Below are 25555 nucleotides of genomic sequence, written 5' to 3'. Positions count from 1 at the left end.
AGCTGCGCGGCGCGATGAAGCAAAGGGGCTTCGGCGCCGTCCGGCAGGCATCCGCATCGTCCTGACCCGGAAACCTGTCGAGCAGCCCGTACCATTCGGTGTAGTCCGGCACTGGATAAAATGCCTGCGGGATCATCCAAACAGGACCCGGCGCCTCTTTGTGCGGTATACCGCCGGGTTCCCTGTCAGTAGACGCCCCCGTCCACCACAAGTGCTTGGCCGGTCATGTAGGAGGAACCGTCCGAAGCGAGGTAAACCACGATCGGCGCAATCTCCTCCGGTCTTCCTTGGCGGCCCATGGGGACGATTTGTTTGACGATGCGTTCCTGTTCCTCTCGTCCGCCCATGTAGTCAATTGCGGGCTGGTTGAATGGGGTGTCGATCCATCCTGGGCAAACGCAGTTGACCCTTATGCCGGCGGGGGCAAGTTCGGGGGCCAGCGCTTTCGTGAAGGCCACGATGGCACCTTTGGATGCAGCGTATGCTGTCAGGCCGGCACCGCCCTTCACGGCAGCGAGCGAGGCCATGTTGATGATGGATCCGCCACCGTGGTCGCGGAGCACCGGGACGGCATATTTGACTCCAAAGAAGCAGGAGCGGGGGTTGACCGCCATGAGCAGGTCCCACTGAGCCTGTTCGAACTCGGTTACCAGGCCGGAGCGCTGGGCCCCGGCATTGTTGAACAGGACATCAAGACCGCCAAGGACCTCTGCACCCTGCCTGATGAGCGCCTCGACTTCGCTCTCGCGAGTCACATCAGTGCGCAGGAAGTGCGCGTCGCCGCCGTTGTTGCGGATCTCAGACACCGTGCGCTGCCCGGTCTCCTCGTTAATGTCCGCTACGACCACTTTTGCACCTTCCCGGGCGAACATCTGGGCAGTGACCGCCCCGATGCCCGTCGCGGCCCCGGTGATGATCGCCCTTTTCCCCTCGAGCTGCATGCCTTCCTCCTAAGGCTGGGTGAGCACCGCAGCCGCGGCGGCAGCGATTTCATCGTCCTGGTCAACCGTGCCGCCGGCCACGCCGACGGCACCTACGATCTCGCCGCCGATCTCCAAGGGGCGTCCGCCTCCGAAAGTAACGAGGGGACGTTGGTGCGTGTGTTCGAGCCCGTACAAAGGTTGGCCTGGCTGGGTCAAGGGTCCGATGTCCTTTGTTGCCATTTTCATGGAGCAGGCGGTGTAGGCCTTTCCTGCCGAAATTTCGGTGCTGGCGAGAAGCGCTTCGTCCTGGCGCGCGAAGGCGATGAGCTCACGCCCGGAATCGACGATGGCCACGCTGGAGGGGGAGCCGATCTCCCTGGCCTTCTCCAGTGCCGCGTCCAACGCCCGCCGTGCTTGCTCGTAACTCATTCCCATCGGTTTTCTCCTTCTCATTGGATGAGATTACGGTCAGGAGACCTCAGGCCGGGGAACTGTGGGACCGGGTCTCACTCTTGCGGCAGCCCTGGCCGGACATGGGTCCGTTCGCGGGAGACCAGGGCGCGGTCACGGTCCTTGAAGCGCCCGACCGTCTCGCGGGTGAACAGCGCGATGATGATGGCCGAGATGACGGCGACGGCTACGAGGAAGTAGAGGCCGTAGAAGTATCCGGTCTCACTTGTGAACCCGCCTCCAAGCCCGATCAGCCATCCGAGGATGAGGGGCGAGACGCCTCCAACGTAAAGGAAGAACAGGAGGATCGAGTTTGCCGTCCCCATCGCACCCGGCTCTGCGGAGTCCGAGCCGAAGGCGTAGAGGACAGGGAAGATGGCATTCGTCGCAAGTCCTGCGATGAGCTGAACCACGACCAGGACGGTCACGCTCACCGCCGAGAAGCGCAGCAGATAGAGACCGATTGCCAGCCATAGAAACGCAATGATCAGGCTCAGTTTTCGTCCGATGTAGTCGGAGACGATGCCCCAGAAGATCTGGCCGATGCCGCCGGTGATCGTGAATACGGCACTATAGGCGGCGGCTTCCGCGAAGCTGAAGCCACCCACGAAGGCGATGTACTGCGGCAGCCAGAAGCTGATCCCGGTGTAGATCATGATCCCGAACATCGATGCCAGCGCGGGAACCAGGATGTTCGGGTTGGCCAGGCTTCGGCGCAGCGTGCCCGGTTCGGCGTGGCGCTGCTCGACGCCAGCCCCGCCAGCCAGAGGCTTGGTCAGCCCTGCCGCCCGGGTATCGTCTTCGAACTTCTTGTAGCGTTTCGGGGAGCTGTACCACCACCAGCCGATCCAGATCGGGATCATCGCCAGCGGGATGATGAGGAAGACATACCGCCAGTTCTCCGGACCGAAGGCGGCAAGGATTGCGCCTGTGGCGATGGCTCCGAGGCCGGTTCCCCATGGGTAGGCCGCATGCTGTATCCCGAGCGCCAGGCCCCGCTTCTCCACCGGGTACCACTCGACCATCGAGGTAACCTCGACAGCTTCGCCAGCACCGCCGAAGGCATTCTTGATCGACTGGATCACGACAACGTGCCAGATCGTCTTCGTGAGGGCGGCGATGCCGGTGAGGATGGAGAACAGGAAGTAGCCGGCCGCTACGATCGCGTTGCGGTACTTGCGTGCCCATCCATGACCGCCTCGATCGAACCAGGCGCCAGCGGGAATTGCCACCAATGCCACAGCCACCGTCACGATCGTGCTAACGATGCCCGCCTGGTCCGGTGTCAGATTGAACTCTTTAACCATCGGCGGGAGCACGTAGTAGAAAATTTGGCGCGTATTCGCGTTCATCGCGTACACCAGCCACAGGAAGACGAGCGCCCCGACCGCCGTCGCCGGAACACGGCCCCGGTTCCTGGGGGCTCCCTGCGCCGGCCCGCTTGCCGGCCTGTCCGATGCTGCCATTTCGCCTTCTCCTCTCCGATCAGGCTGTCACCGTGGTGTTGATGGTTCGGTGAAGGCCCAGGTCTTTGCCCTCGCAGCTGCCGGGACCATTGACACTCGCCAACACGCCGCTGGGAGGCCGTTCACACCGGCACCACCGCCAGCGGGCGGACCGGCGATCCCGTCACGCCGACCATTTTCAGCGGGAGGCAGACGAAGAGGAACTCCTGGTTCCCGGACGCCGCAAGCTCCTCGAGCTGCAGGTTCTCCAGGATGTAGATGCCGTTCTGGACAATGAGGACCACGTGGCCCGGCAGGCTCCCGCGCTGGGGATCCGCCTCGACGGAGTCCCACGCCACGTTGTCGGCCCCCACCGCCTGCACCTGGTGGCCGGCCAGCCATTCCGACGCTTCAGCCGAGATGCCTGCACCTCGGAGGTATTCGTCGGGGTCGTGCCAACGGGACCCGCTGCCCGTCCGGACAAGGACGACGTCGCCGGAGGCCACCGATACGTTCTGTGCGGTGGCTGCTGCCTCCAGCTCGTCCGCTCCGACTACAGCGCCTGCTGGAAGCCGGTCTACTCCTCGATGCCGGGCGACGTCGATGAGGACGCCGCGGGCGATCATCGGACCGATGGTCTCCACTCCGAGCTCGCTGAAACCCGTCGAGGTCTGCACCTGCGCGTCCACCCGGCGCCCGCCGAACATCTGCAGATCGGAAGCCTGGTGGCAGAGAGCATCGATGTGCGTCCCGGAGTGTTCGGCCGTGATGATCAGGCCCGAGGCACTGGTCCTGGCTTCACCGAGCCCGGCTTCATGCCGGCGGTGCAGGGTATAGAGGAAGCCGGGCCGATGCGCTGTGAAGATCGGGGCTCCCGCGTACCGTGGCTGCTCCAGGTCGTACAGGGCGGCCTGGCTTAGCGTCGCGAGCAGCGAAACGACAGGATTGGTAGTCATCTCACGGCACGTTCGAACTCGGGCTGTCCGTCCAAAGGCCTTGATGAACCTTTTCCGGGTACTGAGGACCCCGGGAAACACCCATCACGTTGCCTCCGGACCTGATAGTTCGTCAGCCAGAAGCCTGCCGCCCTGGCCCCAATTGACCGGCTCGATCTCGTCCAGCAGGACCACCACTCTTTCGCGCCTGGAACCGAGGATTTGTGTCACGACATCCGTTATCGACTCGATGAGCCTGCGCTTCTCCTCCGCTGACCGGCCTGTTCGCATATGAACCTGGATAACTGGCATCTCCGGCACCTCTTGGATCAGCGGTTGGGTGCTTCCGTCGTCGCCTTCGCGCCGACCTCCGCGCGAAGGTGGTCAGCCGCAAGGTAGGCCAGCGCGTAGATGGTTAGCGTGGGGTTGTAAGCGCCGTAGGTGGGAAATTGGCCGCCGCCTAGGACATACAAGTTGGGTACCGTGTGGCACTGGCCGTAACGGTCCACGACCGAGGCTCCGGGGTCGTCACCCATGCGGTGGGTTCCTACCTCGTGAGTGGAGACGTGGTAGGGCGGGGCCGTCGGCGCCTCCCACCACTCGCGCATGCCCATCTCGCGCGCAATCTCCCGTTTCTTGCCTTGCATGAATTGCACGTCCTGCTCGTCACGCGCCGTCCAGTCGTGAGTGATCCGCAATGCCGGCTGGCCAAACGCGTCCTTGACCTTCGGGTCCAGGTCGCAGAAGAACTCGTCTCGGGGAAACGTTGCCGTTTGGTGGTACATGCTGAACGTGCGGCGGTAATTCTCCCGCATCCAGTCTTTGAATCCCTGCCCGAATTTCGGCGCCGAGTCCGGCATGTTCCTGGTCGCTTCCACTGGCTGGACATCCCCGCCGAAGCCGATGATGGGGCTGCCCCAGACCGCTCCGTCTCCGGAGACGAGTTCGGAGGTGTAGTCGTCGATGACGCTGGTTGCGACGGCCGGTCCGGCGAACGGGTTGGTCCAGTCGGGCAACGTTCCGGTGAACCAGCCGTAGTTGTGCGTCATGAAGTACTTGCCGACGATGCCGTTTCCATCAATGCCGGAGGTCAGGAGCAGCCGGGTGTTTTCCAGTGCGTACGCCGAAAGCACCACGTACTCGGCGTCAATCTCACGTTCCTCTTCCCGGACAAGGTCCAGGTACCGCACGCCGGAGGCCCGCCCGCTCGCGTCCCGCTTCACCTCGAAGACCCGGGAATATGGGCGGATGTCAAGGTTGCCGGTCTCCAAGGCCCGGGGGAGGAGGGCTACGGCGCTGCTGGACTTGGCGCCGACGTGGCATGGGTAATCCCGGCAGAAGCCGCAGTATACGCACGCGCTTCTGCCTTGGTATTCAACGGAGTTGACCGCAGCCGGGGCGGGGAAGGGGTGCAGCCCGAGGCGCCTGGCTGCCTCCGAAAAGGGCCTGTCGCCAGCTGTCATCCGGAGCGGCGGCATGGGATACTCCCGCTTGCGGGGAGGCTCGAACGGATTGCCCCCTTCCTGGATATTCCCGTTGAGGTTGCCGGCTTTGCCGGCAACCCCGATCTCGTATTCGGCACGCTCGTAATACGGTTCCAGCTCGTCATACCCCATCGGCCAGTCGACTATCGCGGTGCCGGCGATTGCGTCTTCGCCCAGGCGCTCGGCCAAAGTCGACCGGAGATGCAGTTCCGCGTCGCGGAATCGCCAAGCCCATGCCGCCCAGTGGATTGTTCCCCCGCCGACGCCGATGGATGGGGGAACGAACAGGGGGCCGAGCGCCAGCGGTCCGGATGACCACGGCAGGACATGCGCCGTCGTTTCCGCGTTGGGCCGCCAAGTGACCGGGTCGCTGCCCATGTGCGGGGAGATTTCCATGCGGACGAAGTAACGCAGTTCGTCGTGTTTGACCTCGACATCCTCATCCGCATAGCGCTGACCTTTGTCAAGGGCGATGACGCGCATCCCGGCCTGCGCCATTTCGTGGGCCATGACTCCACCGGCCGCCCCGAGGCCCACGATCACTATGTCCGCGTGCTCAGCCATTGTCAGGTTCTCCTCGCTGCTGCTTGCGCTCTCTCCGCAGATCTTGAAGCGTCACGGTCGGGAGGGTGGAGGAGTCAAACCCGTATGTCATCTCCTCCTCGCCGTAGCCCCAGCGGGCGCCGGGGAACCCCAACAGGCGCCACCCCACGGCATTCCTGTTACCTCCGTACACCGGATCCCCGAACGTACCCTCCACCACATGCTGCCGCAGGACAGCGAAGAAATACGGAAGGAAGCCGATGTCGAACATCTCCTCGCTCGCAGCCTCCGAGCGTTCGGCGGCCACCGCGGAATCCAGCCCGCCCTGTGCGAGCCCCTCCAGGACGGAGTCCTGCTCGCCCCCGTCGAGTTCCACGAACTTCCGCCCCCATCGCTCCAGGCAGCTGGCATCGAGGGCGGCGAGACCCGCGCGATACAGCCGCTGCAGGTTCCGGTAAGGACCGGCCAATGCCCTGTCTATATATGTGACAGCCCCCGCTTCATGGGCGCCGGGGTCTTCCTCCGAGCCGGGAATTATCCGTCCGGCCAGCACATCGACGGTCACCGCCTCGTGCTCATTAAGGAAGGTAATGGCCTCTGAAGAGCCACCCGTTGCGTTCATCGACAGCACCTCCTTGGCGTCGTGCGTGTCATGACGCAGTAAGCGCGGACACGGGGACTGTCTCGGCGTTACCAGCGAAGACCCACAGGCGAGACGGCTCACGAGGCCGCAATTAAACCATTCCGGTGGCTGCGGGTCTGTCGTATGGCCAGAATTGTGCGCTTGTCAAGACCTAAAGTCAACGGGCCGTGGGAACAGGAAGAATCAGCGGCTTGCGGCTACCATCGCCATGCAGCAACAACCGTGTGCGCCCGGTTCACCAAGGAGACGGCTGGGCCGTCAGCGGACCGGCTGGTGGCACTCTGCCGCCGTTACAATGCGAGCAGGAGGAGCCATGATCTACGACTTCCTGGTGATCGGCGGCGGCATTGTGGGGCTGTCCACGGCCCTGCAACTGTTACTGCAGCGGCCAGGCGCCACCGTCGCCGTCTTCGAGAAGGAGAATGCTCTTGCGGTCCACCAGACCGGGCACAACTCGGGCGTGATTCACACCGGAATCTACTATGAACCGGGTTCACTCAAGGCCAGGCTCTGCCGTGCCGGGGAGAAGGCGACCAAGGAGTTCTGCCGCTCGCACGACATTCCTTTCCGCGAGATCGGCAAGCTCGTCGTGGCCACTACGGGCCTCGAAGTCCGTCGGCTGTCGGACTTGGAGGTTCGCGCCACAGCAAACGGCATCGCCACCGAGCCCCTCGACGGCGTCCGGCTACGCCAACTCGAGCCGCACGTGACCGGATTGGCGGGTCTCCTCGTGCCTGCCACTGGCATCGTCGATTTCCGCGAGGTTGCCCTGGCCATGGCCGAGAGCGTCCGGTCTGCCGGCGGGGAAATCCATACCCGTACCGCCATCACCGGCATCAGCGAGGGCAGTAATGTCGTAACGGCGTGGGCTGGCGGCCAGGCCTTCCATGCCCGGCGTCTGGTAGCGTGCGCGGGCCTGCAGGCCGACCGCGTCATGCGTATGGGCGGTCTGGAGCCTGACTTCCGGATAGTTCCCTTTCGCGGAGAGTACTTCGAGCTTCCCCCGGACGGAGCTGATTTGGTGCACCACCTTATCTACCCGGTCCCCGACCCTGATCTGCCCTTTCTCGGTGTCCACCTCAGCCCCACCATCGACGGACGAATCACGGTCGGCCCCAACGCGGTCCTCGGGCTTGCGCGGGAAGGCTACCGGAAGACAACTTTTTCCTGGCGGGATGTCGGAGACTACGCACGTTTCCCCGGAATGTGGAAGTTTGCTCGAGCCAACCTTCGCACCGGCATCGGGGAGGCGCTGAATTCGGTGGTCAAGAGGGGATACCTCGCCCAGTGCCGCAAGTACTGCCCGAGCCTCCGGCTGCAGGATCTCCAACCCCACGAGGCTGGCATCCGCGCCCAGGCAATCATGCGGACCGGGATACCCGTGCACGACTTCCTGATCCGGGTGAGCACACGCCAACTCCACGTAGCAAACGCCCCTTCGCCCGCGGCGACCTCGGCGATTCCGATCGGGAAGACGATCGCTCAGCGGGTACTTGCCTGACGCCTCGCCGCGCAGTATCCGCAGGTGCAATGGACTTCGAGACTCTCATGTGCAACATCCCCCTCACAGGCGGCGTTGCCCCGGTCCGGGCGTACATTGAGGAGCTCACGCCCGATATCCTCGACGGTACGATCGAGCCCGGCCGGGTCTTCGACCGCACCATGAGCCGGGACGGCGTGCCGGAGGCCTATCGCGCGATGGCCGGCCGCAAGGCGCTGAAGGGGACCATCCGTCCCTGGGGAGCATGGGCCCGCGTCCGCAACCGATTGTCCCCGATGCAGGTTCACAGCGTTTGGCCCGGGACGACAGCCGAAGCCACGGCTGCGCGTTGGGAGAGTCCTGCGACGCGACAGTGGTTTCGGGCCCCTCGACGGTACGCCCCGTTGCTGCCGGACGTGTCGCCACGTTGGGGGCACCGGTCGCCTTTCCCCTCAGGGGGCGACAGGCGCGGCGCAGGCGGCAGCGCCAACGTCCTGGAACTTTCCCCTTACGTGGCTGGGCCCCAGCCGAGCCATTCGACTGCTTCCTGTGCGATGTCCCGGGGTATGGTGTGCCCGCCGGCAAACTCCGCGTAGCGTACGTCGTATCCGTCCCGGCGGAGAACTGGAACGATCCGGCGGCTGGTCGAACCAATCGGAAGCACGGTGTCGGCTATTCCATGGGATATGAAGATCGAAGGCTTGCCCGTGTGCGGGGCAGGCGGGATAAAGCCAGGCGAAAAGGCGATGACGCGCCGGAAGATACCGCCATTGGCCAAGCCCAGGCCGAGGGCGTAGGAGGCGCCGTCTGAGAAGCCGGCGATGCCGATGCGTTCGGGGTTGATCGGGACGGTGCGGAAGACCTTGTCCAAGGCCCGGTCGATGACTGCAACGTCCGGCCCGTAACGGCCGTGGCGGATGGCATCCCAGGTTGATTCGCGTGAAGCCGGCGCGAGGAGAATAAGCCTGTATTTGTCTGCCAGCCGGACCAACAAGGATAAACCCCGGGCGGCATCTCCACCGGCGCCGTGAAGGGTGACCAGGAGACCCGGAGGGTTTCCCGAATGCAGGGCAGGCGGGAGGTAGAGGAGGCTGTCGCGCTCCTGCTCCAGTCCCAGCCAGTGCCTGCCGGTGCCGGACAGGGACCGGGACAGGCGCGTTTCCGATGGCCGGGCCGTCAGCGAAGCGGCATTCCTGCTCCCATCCCACCCCGCACACCCTGCCAGCAGCACCGCCGGAGCCAGCTGCGCTGCTGTGATCAGAAAGCGGCGACGCGTCGGCACGGAACCATTATCGCTCCGGGAAGGCGCGCCGGCCGTCCAAGGCAGACGCCTCCACGGGACGGATCCTGGAATGGAAACGTCCCGTGCCGCATCCACCGCATCAGATCCACCGCATCGGTTGGAGCAGACGATGAAGACCCCTGGGTTCGTCTCGGCCGTGCGTGCCTCGGCCGGTATCGACACCAATGAGCACGCCCGGGCCGTCACCGCGGCCCTGCGTGAGACGGCGGGGGCGGAGTACTGGCAGGTTCTCGACCAGCTGCCCGAGGACTGGGACGACCTGCTGCATACCGGCGACGCCCAGCACTGACGGTCACCGGCGCCCCGACGCGGCGCACCCGCTCCGCGGGATGCACCGCCTGGTGCCGGCCTGGTCAGCCTGCGGCTCGGGCGTCCCCGGGAGGCCGGGCATCGAGGTGGAGGATACGAAGCGTGTCCGGTGCCAGCCCCGGGGCGCAGACGCCGACGGTCTGCAGGCTGTGGCCGGAGAAGACCGTTCCCTCCTGCTCCGGCCACCACGGCGGGGGCCGGAAACCGTGTGGGGCTGGGCCGGGTGTGACGTCCCGGATCCGGTAACGCCGGGCCGGGTCGAGTCCCCGAAGCCGGAACCGGCCCACCGGGTCGACCTCCGGTAAGGCGGCACCGACGACGGCGAAGAGGGCTTCCGCCCCGGTGGAGTCGACGACGCCGTGGATCTGCAGGGCCGGGTTGAAGGCATCGGTGCGCACAAGCCGGCCACTGTGCAGCAATGCGCGGTGTTCCTTGTGGAAGGCGATCCATTGCGCGAGTTCGGCCCTCTCCTCGACCGTGGCCTGCGCGAGGTCCCACTCGATGCCCAGGTGGCCCCACACCGCGGTCCCGGCCCGGAAATGGAGGGTATGCATGCGCCCGGTGGTGTGGGACCGGTGCGAGGCGATGTGGGCACCCATCAGTTCCGGGGGGACCAGCTGCTGCGTCCATCGATGCACCTGTTGCCGCTCCAGCGGATCATTGCAGTCGGAGGCCCATACACGGTCGGCGTGTTCGAGGATGCCCAGGTCGATCCGAGCCCCGCCCGAGGAGCAGGATTCGATTTCAAGCCCGGGGAACCGGTCCTTCAGCTCGGCCATCAGGCGGTAGGCCGCGAGGGTCTGCTCGTGCACCCCGGGACGGCCGTCCGGGTAGGTTCCCGCCTCGACCAGGTCCCGGTTATGGTCCCACTTGAGGTAACTGACGGGGTATTCCTGGAGCAGTGCCGCCAGCTGGTCCCGGATGTGGGCGTAGGCCTCGGGAATCCCGAGGTTGAGTACCTGCTGGTGGCGGGCCTCAACCGGCCACCGTCCCTGTGGGCCCATAATCCACTCGGGATGGGCCCGCGCCAAATCGGAGTCGGGATTGACCATTTCGGGTTCGATCCATAGGCCAAACTCCATGCCCAGGCTGCGGACGTGATTGACCAGGGGATCCAATCCGTCCGGCCATACTTTTCGGGAAACCACCCAGTCGCCGAGGCCGGCGGTGTCGTCGCGGCGGGCGCCGAACCACCCGTCGTCCAGCACGAACCGCTCCACCCCGGCTGCCGCTGCCCGGTCGGCGAGCTGGGCCAGCCGGTCGAGGCGGTGGTCGAAGTAGACGGCTTCCCAAACGTTCAGTGTCACGGGGCGGGGCTTGACCGGATGCCGGGGCCGGGAACGCAGCCAGGCGTGGAAGCGGGCTGCCTGGTCATCGAGCCCCCGTCCGTAGGCCCCGTACAGCCACGGTGAGGAGTAGTTGTCCTCCGGGCCGAGTACGACCTCGCCCGGCAGCAGCAGCTCCGAGGCGCCGACCACCTGATGGCCGTTGGACAGCCGTTCCGCCCACATCCGGTGGTTGCCGGAGAAGCCGAGGTGAATGCCCCACAGCTCCCCGTCGGCGAAGCCAAATCCGGGTTCCCCCACGCTGAGGACGAACGCGGCGTCGGCACCGGTACGGCCCCTGCGGCCCTCCCGCAGATGGGTCCCGGCAGCGAGCTCGCGGCGTTGAGGGGTGCGCTCTTTGGTCCAGCGCCCGCCGAAGTCGAGAATCTCCCGCGCGTGGGCGGGCAGAGGCAGGATGAGCCCGAGCTCCTGCAGCCGATACGGTTCCGGTCCGGTATTGACAAGTGTTGCCCGCGCCCGGAGCAGCCCCGGGGAGGTGAGTTCGAATTCAATGACCAGGCGCAGGGCGGCCACCCGGTCCTCGGCCTCCACGTGCAAACGGGCGGCACCGGTGCTCACGTGCGGACCGTCCACACTGACCTTTCCGCGGCCGGCGGGGTGCAGGGCCGCTCCGGTCAGCCGGAACCACGGTGACCATGCCGTACCGTCCCGGTCGCCCGCGAGGCCCGGACGGCCCGTCCAGCCCGTGTGCTGGGGTGCCAGCAGATCCAGGCGCACCGGAACATCCGGGTCGTTGGGCGAGCGGTGGGGAATGGCCGCAGCGATGAGAAGTGCGGCCTCCTCGGCGCCGAGGCCCTCCAACGCGCCGCCCCAGTGGACCACCGAAGGCAACCGTCCTTCCGAAAGATCGATGAGGACCGAGACGCCCCCGCTGCTCAGATGAACGTGGCAGGGTCCGGACGGAGCAGGCAGCGGGACCGGGTCCAGAGTCGCAGCGGCCACATCGCCTCCCGAGCGTAGTTCTGCCGTGGCCAGGTCGTGTTGAAGTTGCCATCATGAGCGGCAATCATTCGACACCAAGATATCGCCCGCCGCGCCGGCAATTAGGGTACGGCGGCGTGCCTTTTTGATTTGCCCGATCACGCCTACCGTTGAAGAGGCAAGCTGCCCAACCGGGGCGGCCGAAGCACGGAGGAACTGCCATGACCGTGACCTCGCACGTTGGCGACTGTACCGTAACGAACTGCTCCTTCAACGATCACACCGAATGCAACGCCGCCGCCATCACCGTGGCCGGCGGCGAAAACCATGCGGCCTGTGCCACCTTCATCGACACCGGTGTCCACGGCGGCCTGCCCAAGGTCCTGGCCAGCATCGGCGCTTGCCAGCGCAACGAATGCGTCCACAACGACCACCTGATGTGCCAGGCGCCGGAGATCCATGTCGGCCCCGGAGCGGACAACGCCGACTGCCTCACCTACGCGCACAGGTAGGCCTGCCGTCCGTACCGGGGGAGTACCTTCCGGGTTCGGTCACCCGATCCGCGGGCCGGCCGCGAAGAACCTCCGACGTCGCCGGGTTTCAGACTGTGTGACGTGTTCGTCTCTGCTGGGGACGTAAAGTCGGGGAATGGATTGGCACACGAGCGCCCTGCCGACTCTGGCCGGCATCGGGATCCTGGTCTCCATCACCTCAGCCGCGCTCGCGGTCCATGGCGTAAAGCCCTGGGCCGCGGCCGGGTTGGCGGTTATACGCGCCGCCGCCCAGCTGGCCGTGCTGAGCCTGCTCCTGTCCGCGGTCATCGAGGAGCTCGCGTGGGTGTGGGCTGCCCTCTGCGTCATGTTCGTGGCGGCCGTCCTCACCGCCGCAAGAAGGCTGCGCGCAGACGCGCGAATGCTGCCGTCAATCTCCGCCGCCATGGTCCTGGGCGCCGGCGCCACCCTCGCCGTTGTGTTCCTCACCGGGGCACTGCAGTTGACGCCGCCGAACGTTTTGGCGGTTGGCGGCATCATCATCGGCAACACGATGACCATCACCACTCTCACGGGGCGGCGCTACCACTCCTCCCTGGTGGCCAGGCGCGAGGAAGTGGAAGGCTGGCTCGCCCTCGGCGCGACACCGCGCCAATCCACCCTGGATATCGCCAGGCTTGCTGTCCGTGAATCCCTCATCCCGTCGATCGACCAGACCCGCACCACCGGCCTTGTGGTACTGCCGGGAGCGTTCGTCGGCGCCGTCTTCGCCGGAGCCTCACCTTTGGAGGCCGGACGTTTCCAGCTCGTGGTGCTGGCGGGGATCCTGACCGCCGGATCGCTGGTCGCCGTGAGCCTGGCCGGAATGCTCAGCCGTGCAAGGACCGTGCCCACGGCCTGACGGCACCATTGACACCGGCCGGTTCGCCCCATTATCCTACAACCAAATGGTTGTAGATTGGTTGGCTGACGCGGAAATCGATCGCCTGTTCCAGGCCTTGGCCGATGCGACCCGCCGGGACATCGTCGCCAGGGTCACGGCCGGTGAGTATTCGGTATCCGGACTGGCGGCACTGTATGACATGAGTTTCGCCGCCGTGCAGAAACACGTAGCGGTTCTGGAGCGTGCGTCGCTGGTCAGGAAGCAAAAGCGCGGGCGGGAGCAGATTGTCCGGGTGCACTACGAAGGCTTGCAGCGGGCCCGGCGGCTGCTGGATGAGTACGAGGAGATCTGGCGGCGGCGCGCCGAACGGATTGCGGACATTCTTGCCAAGGAAGGTAACGAATAGGAAGGAGCCGCCATGACGGTCATCAGTACGCAGAAGGACACCGAGGCTCTCAGCCTCACCATCGTCGCCGAGTTCGACGCCGGCGTCGAACGCGTGTGGCAGATCTGGCAGGACCCCCGCCGGCTCGAGCGCTGGTGGGGTCCGCCGACCTGGCCCGCGACGTTCGAACGGCATGATTTCGTGCCCGGCGGCCGCGCCGACTACTACATGACCGGGCCCGAGGGAGAGAAGAGCCGTGGCTGGTGGCGGTTTACCGCCATCGAGGCCCCGAACCGCCTGGAGTTCGACGACGGATTTGCCGACGAGAACGGCGATCCGGTGGCCAAAATGGGCACCGCCCATGCCGTCGTGACGCTCGAGCCCATCGGGGACCGCACCCGGATGACCATCGTCTCGACCTTTGAATCCGCGGAGCAGCTGGAGCAGATGCTCGCCATGGGCATGGAGGAGGGCATGCAGCAGGCCATGGGCCAGATCGACGCCATCCTCGCTGAGTCGCCGACGGCCTGACCGCCCGCTGCAGCGCATCGCTGCACGGCACAGCCCCGAAGGTCCTGCTGCCGGACGGCGCTTTAGGACCGGACATGCCGCCGTTTGGGGAATGGGATCCGGTCAAGGTCCTGTGCGGCCAGGACGGCGGCCCCGCCGGCGCGGGCCCGGGCCTGTTCGGCGAACGGGGCGGCGTCGCCGTAGCGCGACGAGAAGTGCGTTAGGACGAGCATGCCGACGCCGCCGGTGGCGGCAAGCGCGCCCGCCTGCCCGGCGGTGAGGTGGCGGTACTGTGCCGCGAGTTCGGCGTCGTCGTCGGTAAAGGTTGACTCGGACACGAGCAGGTCGGCGCCGTCGGCGAGCTCCTCGGCGCCCGGGCACGGCGCGGTGTCCATGATGAAGGCGAAGCGCTGGCCGGGCCGCGGCATGCTCACGTCCTCCAGTTGCACCCCGTGCAGGCTTCCCTCGTAAAGCAGCCGGCCGACGTCGGGCCCCGCAATCCCGGCCGCCGAGAGGCGGTCGGGCAGGAGGGTGCGGCCGTCGGGTTCCACGAGCCGGTAGCCGTAGGTCTCCACGCGGTGGTGCAGGGGCTGCACCTCCAGGCCCGGCGCCACGGGGCCGGCGGCTGAGTGTGGGTGCAGCCGCAGGTCGATGTCCGGGGCAGCGACGGAGACGAGCGCCCGGACCACCTCCTCGCCGGAGGCAGGATAGTGCAGGTGGACCGGGTGCGGCACGCGGTCCAGGTCCATGCGCGCCAGCACGCCGGGCAGCCCGAAGCAGTGGTCTCCGTGGATATGCGTGATGCAGATGCGGGTAATCTGGCTGACCGAGGCACGGGCGTGGATCATCTGCCGCTGCGTGCCTTCGCCTGGATCGAAGAGCAGGCCTTCGTCGTCCCAATGCAGCAGGTATCCGTTGTGGTTGCGGGTGCGCGTCGGGACTTGGGAGGCAGTGCCGAGAACGACTAACTCACGCATGGAACCGAGTGTGCCATCCATTCACGGCGTACGGCCATCCTGCCAGGGCCCGGCAACCCGGCGGGCATGAGGGGCGCATCCGAGGCACGGTAATGGTCAACCATGCCCGCCCGGACGCTGTGTTGACCTCAGCTTTCCTCGCGTTGCAGCCGTTCCATGAGCATCCGCTTGCCCTGGTCGCCGGCTTTCCGGTTGTTCTCCTGGATCTTGCGGAACCATTCCGCCAGTTCGCTGTCGCCTGCTTGGTCGGCGTCCTGGATGTAGGTCTCCAGTTGCCACACGTTCTTCAGGGATGCTTCAAGCACCCAGATCAGGTCGTAGTTCTTGTCCTTCATCGGGCCCTGGGGCTCACCAACCATCGGTATCGTCTCCTCAGTTGTGTTGCCACGTGCCGCCTGGAATGCCACGGTGCAGGCCGGCCGCCGACCTTTGGGACCTTCACGGTACGGCCGTCCCCGGTAGTTGGCAACAGGCAGCCCCGCTCGGCGGGCATTTCCGGGCCGGAAAACCCGGGCCCGGGGCTGGAACCGCTATGTGACGCCCTTGCAGCCTTCGGTGGCCCACAAGCTCCCGGCCGGCGGTAGCCGCCCCGCAGACGATGGCCCGCCGGATGTCTGGACCGGCCCGCCGTACGACGGGAGAATAGCCGGGTGAGTGATGCCGCTGATTTCGTGGACGCCGCCCTTCAGCGCGAAGGGTCCCGGCAGCGGGCAGCGGAGCAGCAGGCCCGGCTGGGAAGCGGCCTGCGTTTTTATGGCGCCTCGGTAGGGGCGGTGCGCGGGACGGTCCGCGATGCTGCCCGCCGTTACCGGGGGCTGACGCACGACGACGTTACCGCGCTGAGTTCCGAGTTGTGGGCGGTGCCCGTGTTCGAACGCCGTCTCGCGGCCATCGTGCTGCTGCAATCGAACGTCCATCAGCTGGGCAACTCCGATCTGACGCGCATCGAAGGCTTTGTGCGTGGGGCACGGTTGCGCGAGCTGGTCGATCCGCTGGCGGTCGACGTCATCGGCCCCATGGTGGAGGCGCTGGACCCGCCCGGCCGGGCGCGAGCGGACCTCGTCCTTGACCGGTGGGTGCGGGACAGGGTCTGCTGGCTGGGCCGGGCCGCCCTGCTGTCGCCGCTTCGGGCACTTCGGGCAGGCGGAGGGGATTGGGACAGGTTTACCCGCCGCGCCAGGTCGTTTCTCATGCAGCCCCCGGCTGCCGGCGAGGGCGAAGCCGTCCGCGAGGCGATCTCCTTCGTGCTTAGTGAAGTGGCGAAAACCAGACCGGAGCTGGGCTTCCCATTGCTTGCCCCGTGACGGAAAGCGCAGCTCGGCGTCGGCGCCTGGAACGGCAGCCTGGACTCCCACCATGGCCAAGGTGCACAGCCGGCACCTGTGGTGACCGTAACTGTCCTCCGGTCAGCGCTGCTGTTCGCGGTATTGCCGGATGTTGGGGTAGGCCAGGACGGCGGTGACACGGTCTGCCGTTGCGGCGTCGAGCTGTCCGGCGTCCAGCTTCTTCCCGGCGCGGAGCAGCCACTGGTACAGGTCGTTTTCGGCATACGGCGGCCGGTAGCCGTTTGCAGCCGTGAACTCCTCGGCCCGGGTGAGCCAGCGGTTGAACCGCTCGCCACGCTTGAGCGGACGCTCAGGCTTCGGATCCGCCTTCTCGATGGTGTCGAGGACGCCGGGGATGGTCACGGCGATGCGTGTGGTTGCCGGTCCCAGGGTTCCCTCGCGGAAGCCGGTGCGCAGGGTGGTATTCAGGAACATGTTCAGGTTCAGTTCGGCCAGGTCGCTGCTGGTGCACGACGGGAGCCGCCCGTTCCGGTGGTAGAAATCGCTCAACTGCCGGGCCCTGAGGCTGCGTCGGGAGGGTCTTCTTACAGGATCGGTACGCGCTGCCTGGTTCACGCTATTCAGGTTAGCGACCCGAAGCCGGCCGCCCTCCCCGGATGGCCGGGCTTGCGGCATTTCTCACATTGGGCCCATGGGCCCGGTCGTGCGCAGGCACCAGGCCCGGCCACGCCGAAGTCTCCACGGCGTCTTCGGCCACGGGATCATGGCGCCGGGAGCAGTCTTTGCATTTTCCGTACACTGTCCCACCGGCGGAGCGCAGTTGCCTCACTGGCGGTGCGGCCGGCCTCCAGCAGTTGGACTGCCTCGGCCAGCTGGGCAGAGGACAGCCCCCGGGCGAGTGTGATGTGTGGGATCCAGCCGCCGGGCTGTGACAGGGGCAAGGGATCGACGGCGCCGGCGAGCAGCCTGTGGACGGCATGCTGGAAGTCCATGAGTCCGGGACTGCACAGCACGTGGCGGGACAGTACCAGGCCGCGCCTGCCGTTGAACACCAGCAGGCCCTCGAAGACCAGGGGGAGCGGCAGGGCGCCGGCTGCCGCCCCGGCCAGGGCGGGGTCCGTTTCGGGACCGATCACGGGAGCGGTGACCAGGGTGACGTGCGGGGCGTTCGACGGCGACCTGTGGTCGGCCAGGCTGGGCAGGCCCGCCCGCTGCAGTAACTGCCAGTCAGCCAGCACCCGCTGTTCCCCGTCGCGGTCCAGGAGGAGCTCGACGCTGTCCATAACCGGCACCGCGATTAGGTGTTTAGTTCGGCCAGCACCTGCGGAAAAGCATCCAGCAGTTCCCGGGCCAGGAAGCTCAACGGTCCCATGGCCGATGCCAGGCGGTCGCCGGCGGTGGCATGCAGGTAGGTGCCCCAGCAGGCCGCCTGTGCGGGCGTCGCCTTTCGGGCCAGGAATCCGCCGACAGCTCCTGCGAGTACATCGCCGCTGCCGGAAGTGCCCAGCCCGGCGTTGCCTGCCGCGACTTCCCACCACCCGCCGACCGGATCGGCAATGATGCCCTGTCCGGTCACCACTGCCTGGTATTTTTGCGCGATCTCCGGTACCGCTGCGGACATCTCCACGCCGTCCCGCCCGAGCAGACGGAGCGCCTCGGTGGGATTCGGCGTCAGGACCAGGCGTCCGGCCCACTGCCGGTACACGTCCTCGAGATCCACCAGGACGCCCAAGGCGTACGCATCGAGGACAATGGCAGTCTCGCTCCTGACGAGCGGGGCAAGGCGGCCCAGCAGTGTAGCCGTCTCATCGGCGTCGTCCAGGCCCGGCCCCACCACAACCACGTCGGCTGCGCCGAGATCATCTGCCAGGGCCGACGCGGCGTCGCCGCGGACCGAACCGTCCGGATTCTCGGGCAGTCCGATGACGCCACTCTCCGGTACCGCAACAGCCGTTGCAATGGCGGCGGACTCCGCAACCGCCAGCGTGAGCCGGCCGGCTCCGGCCCGCAAGGCGGCCAGCCCCGTGAGCATGGCCGCTCCCGGGGTCCTGCGGGCCCCTCCGACCACCAGCACGGTGCCGCGGTCATCCTTGCTGGCAGCGTCCTTCGATAACGGCCAGCTGCGCAGCATCGCCGGCGTGACAGGCTCAGCGCGGGTGGACATTGGTATCTCCCGCATGCTTCGTGACCGGGACCCCGCCGGCTTCAAGGTGGGCCACCTCGTCGAAGGAGGCGATCTTCCAGCAGCCCCGGCCGGACGGGCGGACCAGACGCGTCACCGATCCGTTCCGCACCACGGAGACGGCGGCCAGATCCAGCAGGGTCTGTTCGTTGAGCCCTTCGCACACATAGCGCAGCAGCCAGATGACGGCGTCGTGGCAGACCAGGACGACACGGCGGCCGTCCTCGGACTGGTCCAGGTCTGCCAGCAGCGAGCGCAGCCGCAGGACGACGTCGACCCACGATTCTCCGCCGGGCGGCCGGTAATAGAACTTTCCCAGCCATTCGCGGCGGCGCGCCTCCTGTGGATACCGGGCGGCGACTCCGACGGCGGTGAGCGTGTCCAGGATTCCCAGTTCGCGGTCGCGGAGCCGCTCGTCGACCCGCAGGCCGGATGCCGGCCCCAACCCCGCGATTTCCGCGGTCTGCCTCGCCCGCAGATAGGGGGAGCACCAGACGGTGCCGGGCCGCTCCGCAGCCGGCAGTCCGTCCCACCACAGCCCGAGGGCCATCGCCTGCATGCGGCCGGTTTTGCTCAGCGGCACGTCCGCGTCACGGTGCTTGACGTCAATGACTTCCAGCCCGGCCGCTTGGGCGGCCGATGCCGCGGCGTTGCCTTCGCTTTCACCGTGGCGGATCAGGATGAGTTCGACGGCGCCCATAGGTCCGACTGCCTTTCGATGTCAGGACCGCAACGGTGGTGGGTGCGGGCCGGTGGTCATGACTTGCTCACCTCATGGTAAGCACGCTTCGTTTGCGAATGGTGTTTCGCAGCGGCCGTTGGACGCACCGGCAAATATTCGAGGTTGCGTTTGGGACACTATCGGGTGCCCCCGATAAATCCTTCGTAACGGCCCTTGGCCCGGGCGTCCGCCACTGGGACACTTTTAGTACTTGCCGGTCATGGTCCACGGGACCACGCACCGGCAAGGCCATGTAAAGGGGCAGGCTCGGCGGCCGCGCCCGGTGATGGGCGAGCCTGCCCTAGCCGCGCTCGGCAAACGGTGGAACGTGGTGCCCGGGATCCAGCGGCGTGAACCAGTCCTCGAACTTCATGGACGGGGCACCTTCCGGGCTGGCTTCGGGGTCGTTCTCGAAGCCGTCCATGGCCGGATCGTAGAGCATCATCGAATCGGCGTACCTTAGGAACGTCTCCTCCAGCATTGCCAGCCAGTCCGGCGGCAGCTCGGCGTCCAGCTCCAGCTCCTCGGCCAGGAATTCGGCATCTGCCAGCAGGCACCGCACGGCCAGCTCCTGGGCCACGCAGGAGGGTTCCTTCCAGCCGGCTGCCAGGTTCATGGACAGGTCGATGCAGACGGTCAGGAAGCGGGCGGCGAACCGTGCATCGTAGCGGTGGGCGAACTGACGGGGCAGGTTGCTGATCACATAGGTTTCATCCACGCCGGCTGCCGTCGGTGCCCTGCCGCGCAGCAGGTCGAGGTCATTGAACAGTTCGTCGGTCATGGCGGCCGAGGCGTGCCACAGCAGGCCGGCCAGCACCTGGGCCCGGCGCAGGGAGAGCTGACGTTGCGCCTCCTCCGCCGCATCGTCATAGCCGAGCAGGTCCAGGCCCAGGCCGCCAATCCGGCCCGAGGCCTCGATCAGGGCGGACACCGGGTCGTCGCCGATTCCCGTAGCCGCCGGTTCCCGTCCGGCATGCCTGCCGGTGCCGGATATGGCCTGGTCCGGCATGTCGTGGCCCTCGGCGGGTGCCACCGTGCCCCGCAGGAGCCTCACGCCCGGTACATCCTCGGCGATGCGAAGCGGATCCACCGAGATGGCCAGGGCACCGAACAGGTCGGCCGAGGCAAGGGCAATATGTTCCGGTGTTATGGCTTTGGCGACCGCGTAGTCGCGCATCGCCTCCGGGTCGGTGATGTCGAGGTCGATCGTTATGTGGAGGGACGCTTCGACGGGCTGGTCCGGGCTTTGCATGCTGCCCAGCCTACCCGCCGAGGGACCCGCCCCGAGCTTGCGAGGGGTGGGAGGAGGGTGGGCGCTACCCGCCGAGGGACCCGCCCCGAGCTTGCGAGGGGTCAGGAGAACGGCCAGGGGTCCCCGCGCGCGAAGCATGCGGGGCAGGACGCGCACGGGATGGGCGCTACCCGCCGGGACCTGGGTATCCCGGTCGCCGGCCGGGGCGCTCGCGGCCGATGACGGTGGAACGAGGGCTGTCGCCTTCGGTAAGCAGCAGCGCGGCGATGGCCTGCGCAATTTTCCTGCCGCCTTGGGCGGAGGGCTCGATCGGAGTCGCGTAGTCCCCGTCCTCGTCGCAGATCAGCCGCAGGTCGATGAGCCAGATGCCGCGGGCGAAGGCGGCCCTCGTGATGTGGTCGTTAAACAGCGCGGCAGCGGTCTTGATGACCTTGTAGTCGGGCTCCGATGGCGGCGTGTCGTAGATGGTGCAGACAGCCGTGGGCAGGCCCGTGGCGGAAACCGCGCCGATCATCGAGGCGTAGCCGGCCACGAATTGGTCCTGGGCGTGGCCGAGGATGCTAAGCGCCTCGGCCACGGAACCGACCCGTTCCTGGAGCAGGTAGGCGAACCCCAGTGCGTCGTTGCCGCCGGCGCTGACCACGAGGTGCGTCGCATCCCGCGGCAGCGAGCGAAGCTGGCGGACGACCCCGGAGGTCGTGTCGCCGTCGACCGCCAGGAGCGTGGCCTTCCAGCCGGGCGGCAACTCGTCCCTGAGCTGCGCCACGACATCCGGACTGCCGTGGACGTAGGCCTTATTGTCGAAAATCGAGTCCCCCAGCAGGACCACATGGCCGGCACCCATGCCGCAAACATACCAATTTGGGGTCCAGGTTGCCCGGCCGCGCCTGCCGCTTCCGTTGCCGCCGCCGTCGCACGCTGGGAAAATTGGTGGGGTCAGGTTCCCGGACGTGCCGAAGGCGGTGGTGAGCCATGAACGGGAGGGCAAATGACGAGTACGAGCGCCGGCTGGAGCGCGCCGCGGAACTCCGCGCCTTCGGGGCCGGCGGGGGAGACGAGCCGGGGGACGAGGAAACCCGCCGGAAGATGCGGCAGGTCGACAACGCAGCCAGGGCCGACTACCTCATCCGGGATGCCATCGCACGCGGGGAGTTCGACAACCTGAAATACGCCGGCAAGCCGATCCCCGGGCTGGGGGAGAAATACGATCCCGACTGGTGGATCAAGGGCCTGATCCAGCGGGAAAACCTCACCGGCCTCGGGCCGAAAGCCATCCTGCTCCGCAAGGAGGACGCCGAGCTGGATGACCAGCTTGACGCCCTGTACACGGAAAAACAGGTCCGCGAGACCGTCGAGGACTTCAATGCACGGGTGATCGACGCGCGCCGCCAGCTCTTGGGCGGCCCGCCGGTGATTACGAAGACCCGCGACGTCGACGGCGAAGTGGCGCGCTGGCAGGAGCGCCGGGCGGCCCGGGCCGCGGCCGCGGCTCCGGCGGAACCGGAACCCGAAACCAGGCGTTCGTGGTGGCGCCGGCTATGGGGCGGACAGCGCTAGCCGGTGCCTGTTTCCGTCAGGATTGCGTAAAGATCCGGCCCGCTACCGTTAGGAAACCGTAAGGAACCAGCGACAACAGGATTTTTCGATGTTCCATGGTTCCAGGCGGGCCCGGCGGTGTGCGGAATAGCCCGCGGTGCGCCACGACCCCGGACAGGCCGGCGCCGGCGCCGACCAACGGGAACGCGGCACAATGGGCAATGACATTATCTGGCAAATCATCCTGGTCCTGGCCACGGGAGGGACCGCATTGTGGTTCCTCATCCGCTCGCTGCTGCGCTACCGCGGCTGGTGATCGCGGCCAAGCCCGGACTGCCGGCTATCGATGGCCGATTTTCCGAGGTACCACTGATAAAATCGTCGTCGGCGCTGGAGTCCAGTGCCTCAGTCCAGTTTCCCGGTGCGGCAGTAGCTGGCGCACCGGAACCGCTACAGACGGAAAGCCCATGACGGAGCATGAGGCGGGCGGATCTCCCGCTGAGCAGTTGCAGGATCTGCTGTTGAACAGCCAGGACATCACCGAATTCCTTGACGAGTTCGCCCGGACCCTGGCCGGTTACCTCTCGCAGGACGGGAACGATGTCTGGTGCGCCGTCACGTTGCTGCGGGACCGCAAGGCCGGAACCGTAGCCAGCAGCAGCGAGCATGCCGAGGCACTGGATGAGATCCAGTACCAGTTCGGTGACGGCCCATGCCTGACGGCAGCCCGCGAACATACCTTGGTCTACATTCCGGATATCCGTGCCAACGGCCAATGGCCGGAGTATAACGAGGCTGCCGACCGCAGCGGCATCCGTTCGGTACTGGCGGTGCCCCTCGAGCTGCAGGGCGAGGCCCGGGCCGGGCTCAACATATACTCCGACCAGCCCAATAAGTATGACGACGCTGACATCGAGCGCATTCAGCGCGAAGTCCTGATCGCGTCCAAGGCCCTGCAGCTGGCCGTGCGGCTGGCCCGGCACCGCGACACGGAAGCGGATCTGGAAGCAGCCATGCGGTCGCGCACCATCATCGACCTGGCCGTGGGGATCATCATGGACCAGAACCGCTGCAGCCAGGAGGAGGCCTTCAACATCCTCACCGCCGCCTCCAACCACCGCAACATCAAGCTGCGCGACCTTGCCGCCGAACTTGTCGCCTCCGTTGGGCAGGCACCGGCGTCCACCCACTTCAAGCGGTAGACGCCGGGGTGAAGAACTCTGGTCAACCGGAATAGGATCGCCTACTCTGGGTACTGGTCAAGTAGTGGCCGCGAACTCTTTGCATGTATAGAAAGCCGCGGCCATGGACCCGAAGCTCTCAGTTCTCCTCCAGGTCGATCTGGAAGAGAAATACGTAAACATAGTTGTTACCGGACGCCTCACCGAAGTCAATCAGCGGGCCCTCCATCCACTGATCAACCGGGCCCGGACCTTGATCCCCGGCATCCGCGTCAGGGTCGATCTTTCCGGCACCCAGGACATCGACCCGGCCGGGCTTAGCCTGTTGCGCCGGGCGGTTGACGACGGACACAACGGCCTCTGCGGGGAACAGGTCATGCTCGTAGTCCCGGATTCGTTGCATGAACAGCTGCTGTTCGCGCAGCCCGACGTCCCCGTCGGGCCCCGGACCGGCTCCGGCAAAAGGACGGCGGCATGAGTGACTTCCTGGCCAAGCCCGGGGGCGAGGCTTCCGGTTCGCCGAACTCCGCAGTGCAGGTCGAAGCAGCCAGCACCCATTTGGAGCCGGGTGCACCTTTTCCAGCCCACCTGGCGGAGCTGAACCTGTTCGAACTGCACGTGCTGCACAGCAGGATCTGCCGCCAGCTCGACCGCGAGTACCTCACCGATCCGGCGGGGCCCCATCCGCTCACGCTGGACCGGCACCAGGAGTTGGTCGACGAACTTGATGTCCGCGAGGGAATCCGGCAGCGGTTACGGGAGACGCCTTAAGCCGGGGCCGCGAGGCGTATACATCGGCTGCCGGAGCCAATAGCGTAGTCATACAACCCCGCGGTATCCGAAGGGAATTCTGTGATGACAGCTATGGATACATTCCATTCAAAAAGCACCATCGATGTTGGGGGAACCAGTTACGGCATCTTCCGCCTCGATGCGGTGGAGGGCTCCGACAAGCTCCCGTACAGCCTGAAGGTCCTGCTGGAGAACCTGCTCCGCACCGAGGACGGGGCAAACATCACCGCGGACCACATCCGCGCCCTGGCCGGCTGGGACCCGGACGCTGAACCGAGCGTCGAAATCCAGTTCACCCCGGCCCGCGTCATCATGCAGGACTTCACCGGCGTGCCCTGCGTGGTGGACCTGGCCACCATGCGCGAGGCGCTGAAGGACCTCGGCGGCGACCCCAAGCGCGTAAACCCGCTGGCGCCGGCCGAGCTGGTGATCGACCACTCGGTGCAGATCGACGTCTTCGGCAACGCCGAAGCCTTGGAACGCAACATCGAGATGGAGTACCAGCGCAACGGGGAACGGTACCAGTTCCTGCGCTGGGGCCAGACCGCATTTGACGACTTCAAGGTCGTGCCGCCGGGAATGGGCATCGTGCACCAGGTAAACCTGGAATACCTGGCCCGCACCGTGATGACCCGGGAAGTAGCCGAAGACGGGAACCGCCAGTTGTATGCGTATCCGGACACCTGCGTGGGAACGGATTCGCACACCACGATGGTCAACGGCCTGGGCGTGCTCGGCTGGGGCGTCGGCGGCATCGAGGCCGAGGCGGCCATGCTCGGCCAGCCGGTCTCCATGCTGATCCCGCGCGTGGTCGGGTTCAAGCTCACCGGCGAAATCCCTGCAGGAGCCACCGCCACCGACGTGGTGCTGACCATCACCGAGATGCTGCGCAAGCACGGCGTTGTGAGCAAGTTCGTGGAGTTCTACGGCGAGGGCGTCGCAGCCGTTCCGCTGGCCAACCGCGCCACCATCGGCAACATGAGCCCGGAATTCGGCTCCACCGCCGCCATCTTCCCGATCGACGAGGTGACCCTGGACTACCTGCGCCTGACCGGGCGCTCGGAGCAGGATGTAGCCCTCGTGGAGGCCTACACCAAGGAGCAGGGCCTCTGGCACGACCCGGCCAAGGAAGTGCAGTACTCCGAGTACCTGGAGCTGGACCTGTCCACCGTGGTTCCCTCCATCGCCGGCCCGAAGCGTCCGCAGGACCGGGTGGAGCTGACCAACGCGAAGGTCCAGTTCCACAAGGACCTGGAGAGCTACGTGCACAAGAGCGTCGAAGCGCAGGGACCGACGGTGGACGAGGCGGTCGAGGAGACGTTCCCTGCCTCGGACCCTCCCACGTACACGGAGGCCGGCAGCAAGGTCAAGGACTCCCCGCATTTCACCGTGAAGCGGACGGACCCGGATTCCGGCGGCGCCCACCACCCGGTGGAGGTGACCATGCCGGATGGGCGCAATTTCTGGCTGGACCACGGGTCGGTGGTCATCTCGTCCATCACCTCCTGCACCAACACCTCCAACCCCTCGGTGATGCTCGCGGCCGCACTGCTGGCCCGCAACGCCGTGGAGAAGGG

At 66.5% G+C, this 25555-nt stretch carries 30 protein-coding genes; 12 read left to right on the top strand and 18 right to left on the bottom strand.

Translation table 11 applies throughout. The features are described 5' to 3' along the window. Nucleotides 1-185: 185 nt before the first annotated feature. The 7 genes from ACFQ36_RS08755 to ACFQ36_RS08725 form a co-directional block, all read right to left on the bottom strand. Nucleotides 186-941, bottom strand: a complete 756-nt coding sequence (locus ACFQ36_RS08755) for an SDR family NAD(P)-dependent oxidoreductase (RefSeq protein WP_377012659.1) — start codon at nucleotides 939-941, stop codon at nucleotides 186-188. Between the two features lie 9 nt (nucleotides 942-950). Further along, nucleotides 951-1352, bottom strand: a complete 402-nt coding sequence (locus tag ACFQ36_RS08750) for a heme-binding protein (RefSeq protein WP_377012657.1) — start codon at nucleotides 1350-1352, stop codon at nucleotides 951-953. A gap of 77 nt (nucleotides 1353-1429) precedes the next feature. After that, a complete protein-coding gene (locus ACFQ36_RS08745) occupies nucleotides 1430-2839 on the bottom strand; it encodes an MFS transporter (protein ID WP_377012655.1) in 1410 nt (469 codons plus the stop codon). Between the two features lie 122 nt (nucleotides 2840-2961). Further along, nucleotides 2962-3774 (bottom strand): cyclase family protein, encoded by an 813-nt coding sequence (locus tag ACFQ36_RS08740; RefSeq protein WP_377012653.1) that lies wholly within the window; start codon nucleotides 3772-3774, stop codon nucleotides 2962-2964. Nucleotides 3775-3858: 84 nt separating this feature from the next. Continuing rightward, complete coding sequence (locus ACFQ36_RS08735; protein ID WP_377012651.1) at nucleotides 3859-4065, bottom strand: 4-oxalocrotonate tautomerase family protein; 207 nt, start codon at nucleotides 4063-4065, stop codon at nucleotides 3859-3861. Nucleotides 4066-4082: 17 nt separating this feature from the next. Next, nucleotides 4083-5801 carry a GMC family oxidoreductase gene (locus tag ACFQ36_RS08730; RefSeq protein WP_377012650.1) on the bottom strand — a complete coding sequence of 573 codons (1719 nt, stop codon included), beginning with the start codon at nucleotides 5799-5801 and terminating at the stop codon, nucleotides 4083-4085. Continuing rightward, the gene (locus ACFQ36_RS08725; protein ID WP_377012648.1) at nucleotides 5794-6402 is read right to left on the bottom strand and encodes a gluconate 2-dehydrogenase subunit 3 family protein; all 609 of its coding nucleotides are present in this window, start codon (nucleotides 6400-6402) and stop codon (nucleotides 5794-5796) included. The genes ACFQ36_RS08730 and ACFQ36_RS08725 overlap by 8 nt, the downstream gene beginning before the upstream one ends. Nucleotides 6403-6736: 334 nt before the next feature. Here ACFQ36_RS08725 and lhgO point away from each other — a divergent pair, with 334 nt between their 5' ends. After that, nucleotides 6737-7924, top strand: a complete 1188-nt coding sequence (gene lhgO / locus ACFQ36_RS08720) for an L-2-hydroxyglutarate oxidase (RefSeq protein ID WP_377012646.1) — start codon at nucleotides 6737-6739, stop codon at nucleotides 7922-7924. A 487-nt stretch (nucleotides 7925-8411) separates the two neighbouring features. Here the strand turns inward: lhgO and ACFQ36_RS08715 are convergent, their stop codons facing one another. Continuing rightward, a complete protein-coding gene (locus ACFQ36_RS08715) occupies nucleotides 8412-8894 on the bottom strand; it encodes an alpha/beta hydrolase (protein ID WP_377012644.1) in 483 nt (160 codons plus the stop codon). A 421-nt stretch (nucleotides 8895-9315) separates the two neighbouring features. Here ACFQ36_RS08715 and ACFQ36_RS08710 point away from each other — a divergent pair, with 421 nt between their 5' ends. Next, nucleotides 9316-9495 carry a hypothetical protein gene (locus tag ACFQ36_RS08710; protein ID WP_377012642.1) on the top strand — a complete coding sequence of 60 codons (180 nt, stop codon included), beginning with the start codon at nucleotides 9316-9318 and terminating at the stop codon, nucleotides 9493-9495. 64 nt (nucleotides 9496-9559) lie between these two features. On the opposite strand, the gene ACFQ36_RS08705 is transcribed toward ACFQ36_RS08710, so the two are convergent. Next, nucleotides 9560-11803: an alpha-galactosidase gene (locus ACFQ36_RS08705; protein WP_377012640.1), complete on the bottom strand. Its 2244-nt coding sequence runs from the start codon at nucleotides 11801-11803 to the stop codon at nucleotides 9560-9562. 206 nt (nucleotides 11804-12009) lie between these two features. Here ACFQ36_RS08705 and ACFQ36_RS08700 point away from each other — a divergent pair, with 206 nt between their 5' ends. The 4 genes from ACFQ36_RS08700 (at nucleotide 12010) to ACFQ36_RS08685 (ending at nucleotide 14072) form a co-directional block, all read left to right on the top strand. Next, nucleotides 12010-12294: a DUF1540 domain-containing protein gene (locus ACFQ36_RS08700; protein WP_377012663.1), complete on the top strand. Its 285-nt coding sequence runs from the start codon at nucleotides 12010-12012 to the stop codon at nucleotides 12292-12294. 136 nt (nucleotides 12295-12430) lie between these two features. Continuing rightward, on the top strand, nucleotides 12431-13174 hold the full coding sequence (locus tag ACFQ36_RS08695; RefSeq protein WP_377012638.1) for an ABC transporter permease: 744 nt from the start codon (nucleotides 12431-12433) through the stop codon (nucleotides 13172-13174). A gap of 46 nt (nucleotides 13175-13220) precedes the next feature. Next, the gene (locus tag ACFQ36_RS08690; protein ID WP_377012636.1) at nucleotides 13221-13562 is read left to right on the top strand and encodes an ArsR/SmtB family transcription factor; all 342 of its coding nucleotides are present in this window, start codon (nucleotides 13221-13223) and stop codon (nucleotides 13560-13562) included. A 12-nt stretch (nucleotides 13563-13574) separates the two neighbouring features. Then, nucleotides 13575-14072: an SRPBCC domain-containing protein gene (locus tag ACFQ36_RS08685; RefSeq protein WP_377012634.1), complete on the top strand. Its 498-nt coding sequence runs from the start codon at nucleotides 13575-13577 to the stop codon at nucleotides 14070-14072. A 62-nt stretch (nucleotides 14073-14134) separates the two neighbouring features. Here ACFQ36_RS08685 and ACFQ36_RS08680 read toward each other — a convergent pair whose 3' ends face one another. Continuing rightward, nucleotides 14135-15028 (bottom strand): ribonuclease Z, encoded by an 894-nt coding sequence (locus ACFQ36_RS08680; protein WP_377012633.1) that lies wholly within the window; start codon nucleotides 15026-15028, stop codon nucleotides 14135-14137. A 128-nt stretch (nucleotides 15029-15156) separates the two neighbouring features. After that, nucleotides 15157-15387 carry a hypothetical protein gene (locus ACFQ36_RS08675; RefSeq protein WP_377012631.1) on the bottom strand — a complete coding sequence of 77 codons (231 nt, stop codon included), beginning with the start codon at nucleotides 15385-15387 and terminating at the stop codon, nucleotides 15157-15159. A 291-nt stretch (nucleotides 15388-15678) separates the two neighbouring features. On the opposite strand from ACFQ36_RS08675, the gene ACFQ36_RS08670 reads away from it, so the two are divergent. Then, complete coding sequence (locus tag ACFQ36_RS08670) at nucleotides 15679-16332, top strand: DNA alkylation repair protein (RefSeq protein ID WP_377012629.1); 654 nt, start codon at nucleotides 15679-15681, stop codon at nucleotides 16330-16332. 102 nt (nucleotides 16333-16434) lie between these two features. Here the strand turns inward: ACFQ36_RS08670 and ACFQ36_RS08665 are convergent, their stop codons facing one another. The 6 genes from ACFQ36_RS08665 to ACFQ36_RS08640 all read right to left on the bottom strand — a co-directional run bounded on the left by ACFQ36_RS08665 (nucleotide 16435) and on the right by ACFQ36_RS08640 (nucleotide 21313). Continuing rightward, entirely contained in the window at nucleotides 16435-16863 is a 429-nt protein-coding gene (locus ACFQ36_RS08665) for a hypothetical protein (RefSeq protein WP_377012627.1), read from the bottom strand. A gap of 212 nt (nucleotides 16864-17075) precedes the next feature. Next, nucleotides 17076-17597 carry a 2'-5' RNA ligase family protein gene (locus tag ACFQ36_RS08660; RefSeq protein ID WP_377012625.1) on the bottom strand — a complete coding sequence of 174 codons (522 nt, stop codon included), beginning with the start codon at nucleotides 17595-17597 and terminating at the stop codon, nucleotides 17076-17078. Between the two features lie 14 nt (nucleotides 17598-17611). Beyond that, nucleotides 17612-18478: an NAD(P)H-hydrate dehydratase gene (locus tag ACFQ36_RS08655; protein WP_377012623.1), complete on the bottom strand. Its 867-nt coding sequence runs from the start codon at nucleotides 18476-18478 to the stop codon at nucleotides 17612-17614. Then, nucleotides 18462-19196, bottom strand: coding sequence for a histidine phosphatase family protein (locus ACFQ36_RS08650; RefSeq protein ID WP_377012621.1), 735 nt, complete (start codon nucleotides 19194-19196; stop codon nucleotides 18462-18464). The genes ACFQ36_RS08655 and ACFQ36_RS08650 overlap by 17 nt, the downstream gene beginning before the upstream one ends. A 322-nt stretch (nucleotides 19197-19518) precedes the next feature. Continuing rightward, a complete protein-coding gene (locus tag ACFQ36_RS08645; protein ID WP_377012619.1) occupies nucleotides 19519-20469 on the bottom strand; it encodes a hypothetical protein in 951 nt (316 codons plus the stop codon). A 166-nt stretch (nucleotides 20470-20635) separates the two neighbouring features. Beyond that, nucleotides 20636-21313, bottom strand: a complete 678-nt coding sequence (locus tag ACFQ36_RS08640) for an SGNH/GDSL hydrolase family protein (RefSeq protein ID WP_377012617.1) — start codon at nucleotides 21311-21313, stop codon at nucleotides 20636-20638. Nucleotides 21314-21441: 128 nt separating this feature from the next. Here ACFQ36_RS08640 and ACFQ36_RS08635 point away from each other — a divergent pair, with 128 nt between their 5' ends. The 3 genes from ACFQ36_RS08635 (at nucleotide 21442) to ACFQ36_RS08625 (ending at nucleotide 23207) form a co-directional block, all read left to right on the top strand. Then, nucleotides 21442-22026 (top strand): DUF1992 domain-containing protein, encoded by a 585-nt coding sequence (locus tag ACFQ36_RS08635; protein ID WP_377012615.1) that lies wholly within the window; start codon nucleotides 21442-21444, stop codon nucleotides 22024-22026. A gap of 136 nt (nucleotides 22027-22162) precedes the next feature. Continuing rightward, the gene (locus ACFQ36_RS08630) at nucleotides 22163-22321 is read left to right on the top strand and encodes a hypothetical protein (protein WP_377012613.1); all 159 of its coding nucleotides are present in this window, start codon (nucleotides 22163-22165) and stop codon (nucleotides 22319-22321) included. A 151-nt stretch (nucleotides 22322-22472) separates the two neighbouring features. Then, nucleotides 22473-23207, top strand: coding sequence for a GAF and ANTAR domain-containing protein (locus ACFQ36_RS08625; RefSeq protein WP_377012611.1), 735 nt, complete (start codon nucleotides 22473-22475; stop codon nucleotides 23205-23207). 118 nt (nucleotides 23208-23325) lie between these two features. On the opposite strand, the gene ACFQ36_RS08620 is transcribed toward ACFQ36_RS08625, so the two are convergent. Continuing rightward, nucleotides 23326-23589, bottom strand: coding sequence for a hypothetical protein (locus ACFQ36_RS08620; protein WP_377012609.1), 264 nt, complete (start codon nucleotides 23587-23589; stop codon nucleotides 23326-23328). A gap of 71 nt (nucleotides 23590-23660) precedes the next feature. Between ACFQ36_RS08620 and ACFQ36_RS08615 the strand changes: the two genes are divergently transcribed. Both ACFQ36_RS08615 and acnA read left to right on the top strand, forming a co-directional pair. Further along, on the top strand, nucleotides 23661-23957 hold the full coding sequence (locus tag ACFQ36_RS08615) for a hypothetical protein (RefSeq protein ID WP_377012607.1): 297 nt from the start codon (nucleotides 23661-23663) through the stop codon (nucleotides 23955-23957). 93 nt (nucleotides 23958-24050) lie between these two features. After that, the coding region (acnA, locus tag ACFQ36_RS08610) for an aconitate hydratase AcnA (protein WP_377012661.1) at nucleotides 24051-25555 on the top strand (1505 nt) is incomplete at its 3' end.

The organism is Arthrobacter sp. GCM10027362, assembly GCF_042679445.1.
Lineage (GTDB): Bacteria > Actinomycetota > Actinomycetes > Actinomycetales > Micrococcaceae > Crystallibacter.
Note: the sequence above shows the minus strand (reverse complement) of the source record. Positions and strands in the feature narration are given on the sequence as shown.

What these genes read in the sequence shown, in the direction of transcription:
- ACFQ36_RS08755 (WP_377012659.1), bottom strand. Translation starts at nt 941, where the DNA reads ATGCAGCTCGAGGGGAAAAGGGCGATCATCACCGGGGCCGCGACGGGC.
- ACFQ36_RS08750 (WP_377012657.1), bottom strand. Translation starts at nt 1,352, where the DNA reads ATGAGTTACGAGCAAGCACGGCGGGCGTTGGACGCGGCACTGGAGAAG.
- ACFQ36_RS08745 (WP_377012655.1), bottom strand. Translation starts at nt 2,839, where the DNA reads ATGGCAGCATCGGACAGGCCGGCAAGCGGGCCGGCGCAGGGAGCCCCC.
- ACFQ36_RS08740 (WP_377012653.1), bottom strand. Translation starts at nt 3,774, where the DNA reads ATGACTACCAATCCTGTCGTTTCGCTGCTCGCGACGCTAAGCCAGGCC.
- ACFQ36_RS08735 (WP_377012651.1), bottom strand. Translation starts at nt 4,065, where the DNA reads ATGCCAGTTATCCAGGTTCATATGCGAACAGGCCGGTCAGCGGAGGAG.
- ACFQ36_RS08730 (WP_377012650.1), bottom strand. Translation starts at nt 5,801, where the DNA reads ATGGCTGAGCACGCGGACATAGTGATCGTGGGCCTCGGGGCGGCCGGT.
- ACFQ36_RS08725 (WP_377012648.1), bottom strand. Translation starts at nt 6,402, where the DNA reads ATGAACGCAACGGGTGGCTCTTCAGAGGCCATTACCTTCCTTAATGAG.
- lhgO (WP_377012646.1), top strand. Translation starts at nt 6,737, where the DNA reads ATGATCTACGACTTCCTGGTGATCGGCGGCGGCATTGTGGGGCTGTCC.
- ACFQ36_RS08710 (WP_377012642.1), top strand. Translation starts at nt 9,316, where the DNA reads ATGAAGACCCCTGGGTTCGTCTCGGCCGTGCGTGCCTCGGCCGGTATC.
- ACFQ36_RS08695 (WP_377012638.1), top strand. Translation starts at nt 12,431, where the DNA reads ATGGATTGGCACACGAGCGCCCTGCCGACTCTGGCCGGCATCGGGATC.
- ACFQ36_RS08690 (WP_377012636.1), top strand. Translation starts at nt 13,221, where the DNA reads ATGGTTGTAGATTGGTTGGCTGACGCGGAAATCGATCGCCTGTTCCAG.
- ACFQ36_RS08685 (WP_377012634.1), top strand. Translation starts at nt 13,575, where the DNA reads ATGACGGTCATCAGTACGCAGAAGGACACCGAGGCTCTCAGCCTCACC.
- ACFQ36_RS08680 (WP_377012633.1), bottom strand. Translation starts at nt 15,028, where the DNA reads ATGCGTGAGTTAGTCGTTCTCGGCACTGCCTCCCAAGTCCCGACGCGC.
- ACFQ36_RS08675 (WP_377012631.1), bottom strand. Translation starts at nt 15,387, where the DNA reads ATGGTTGGTGAGCCCCAGGGCCCGATGAAGGACAAGAACTACGACCTG.
- ACFQ36_RS08660 (WP_377012625.1), bottom strand. Translation starts at nt 17,597, where the DNA reads ATGGACAGCGTCGAGCTCCTCCTGGACCGCGACGGGGAACAGCGGGTG.
- ACFQ36_RS08655 (WP_377012623.1), bottom strand. Translation starts at nt 18,478, where the DNA reads ATGTCCACCCGCGCTGAGCCTGTCACGCCGGCGATGCTGCGCAGCTGG.
- ACFQ36_RS08650 (WP_377012621.1), bottom strand. Translation starts at nt 19,196, where the DNA reads ATGGGCGCCGTCGAACTCATCCTGATCCGCCACGGTGAAAGCGAAGGC.
- ACFQ36_RS08645 (WP_377012619.1), bottom strand. Translation starts at nt 20,469, where the DNA reads ATGCAAAGCCCGGACCAGCCCGTCGAAGCGTCCCTCCACATAACGATC.
- ACFQ36_RS08640 (WP_377012617.1), bottom strand. Translation starts at nt 21,313, where the DNA reads ATGGGTGCCGGCCATGTGGTCCTGCTGGGGGACTCGATTTTCGACAAT.
- ACFQ36_RS08635 (WP_377012615.1), top strand. Translation starts at nt 21,442, where the DNA reads ATGAACGGGAGGGCAAATGACGAGTACGAGCGCCGGCTGGAGCGCGCC.
- ACFQ36_RS08625 (WP_377012611.1), top strand. Translation starts at nt 22,473, where the DNA reads ATGACGGAGCATGAGGCGGGCGGATCTCCCGCTGAGCAGTTGCAGGAT.
- ACFQ36_RS08620 (WP_377012609.1), bottom strand. Translation starts at nt 23,589, where the DNA reads ATGCAACGAATCCGGGACTACGAGCATGACCTGTTCCCCGCAGAGGCC.
- ACFQ36_RS08615 (WP_377012607.1), top strand. Translation starts at nt 23,661, where the DNA reads ATGAGTGACTTCCTGGCCAAGCCCGGGGGCGAGGCTTCCGGTTCGCCG.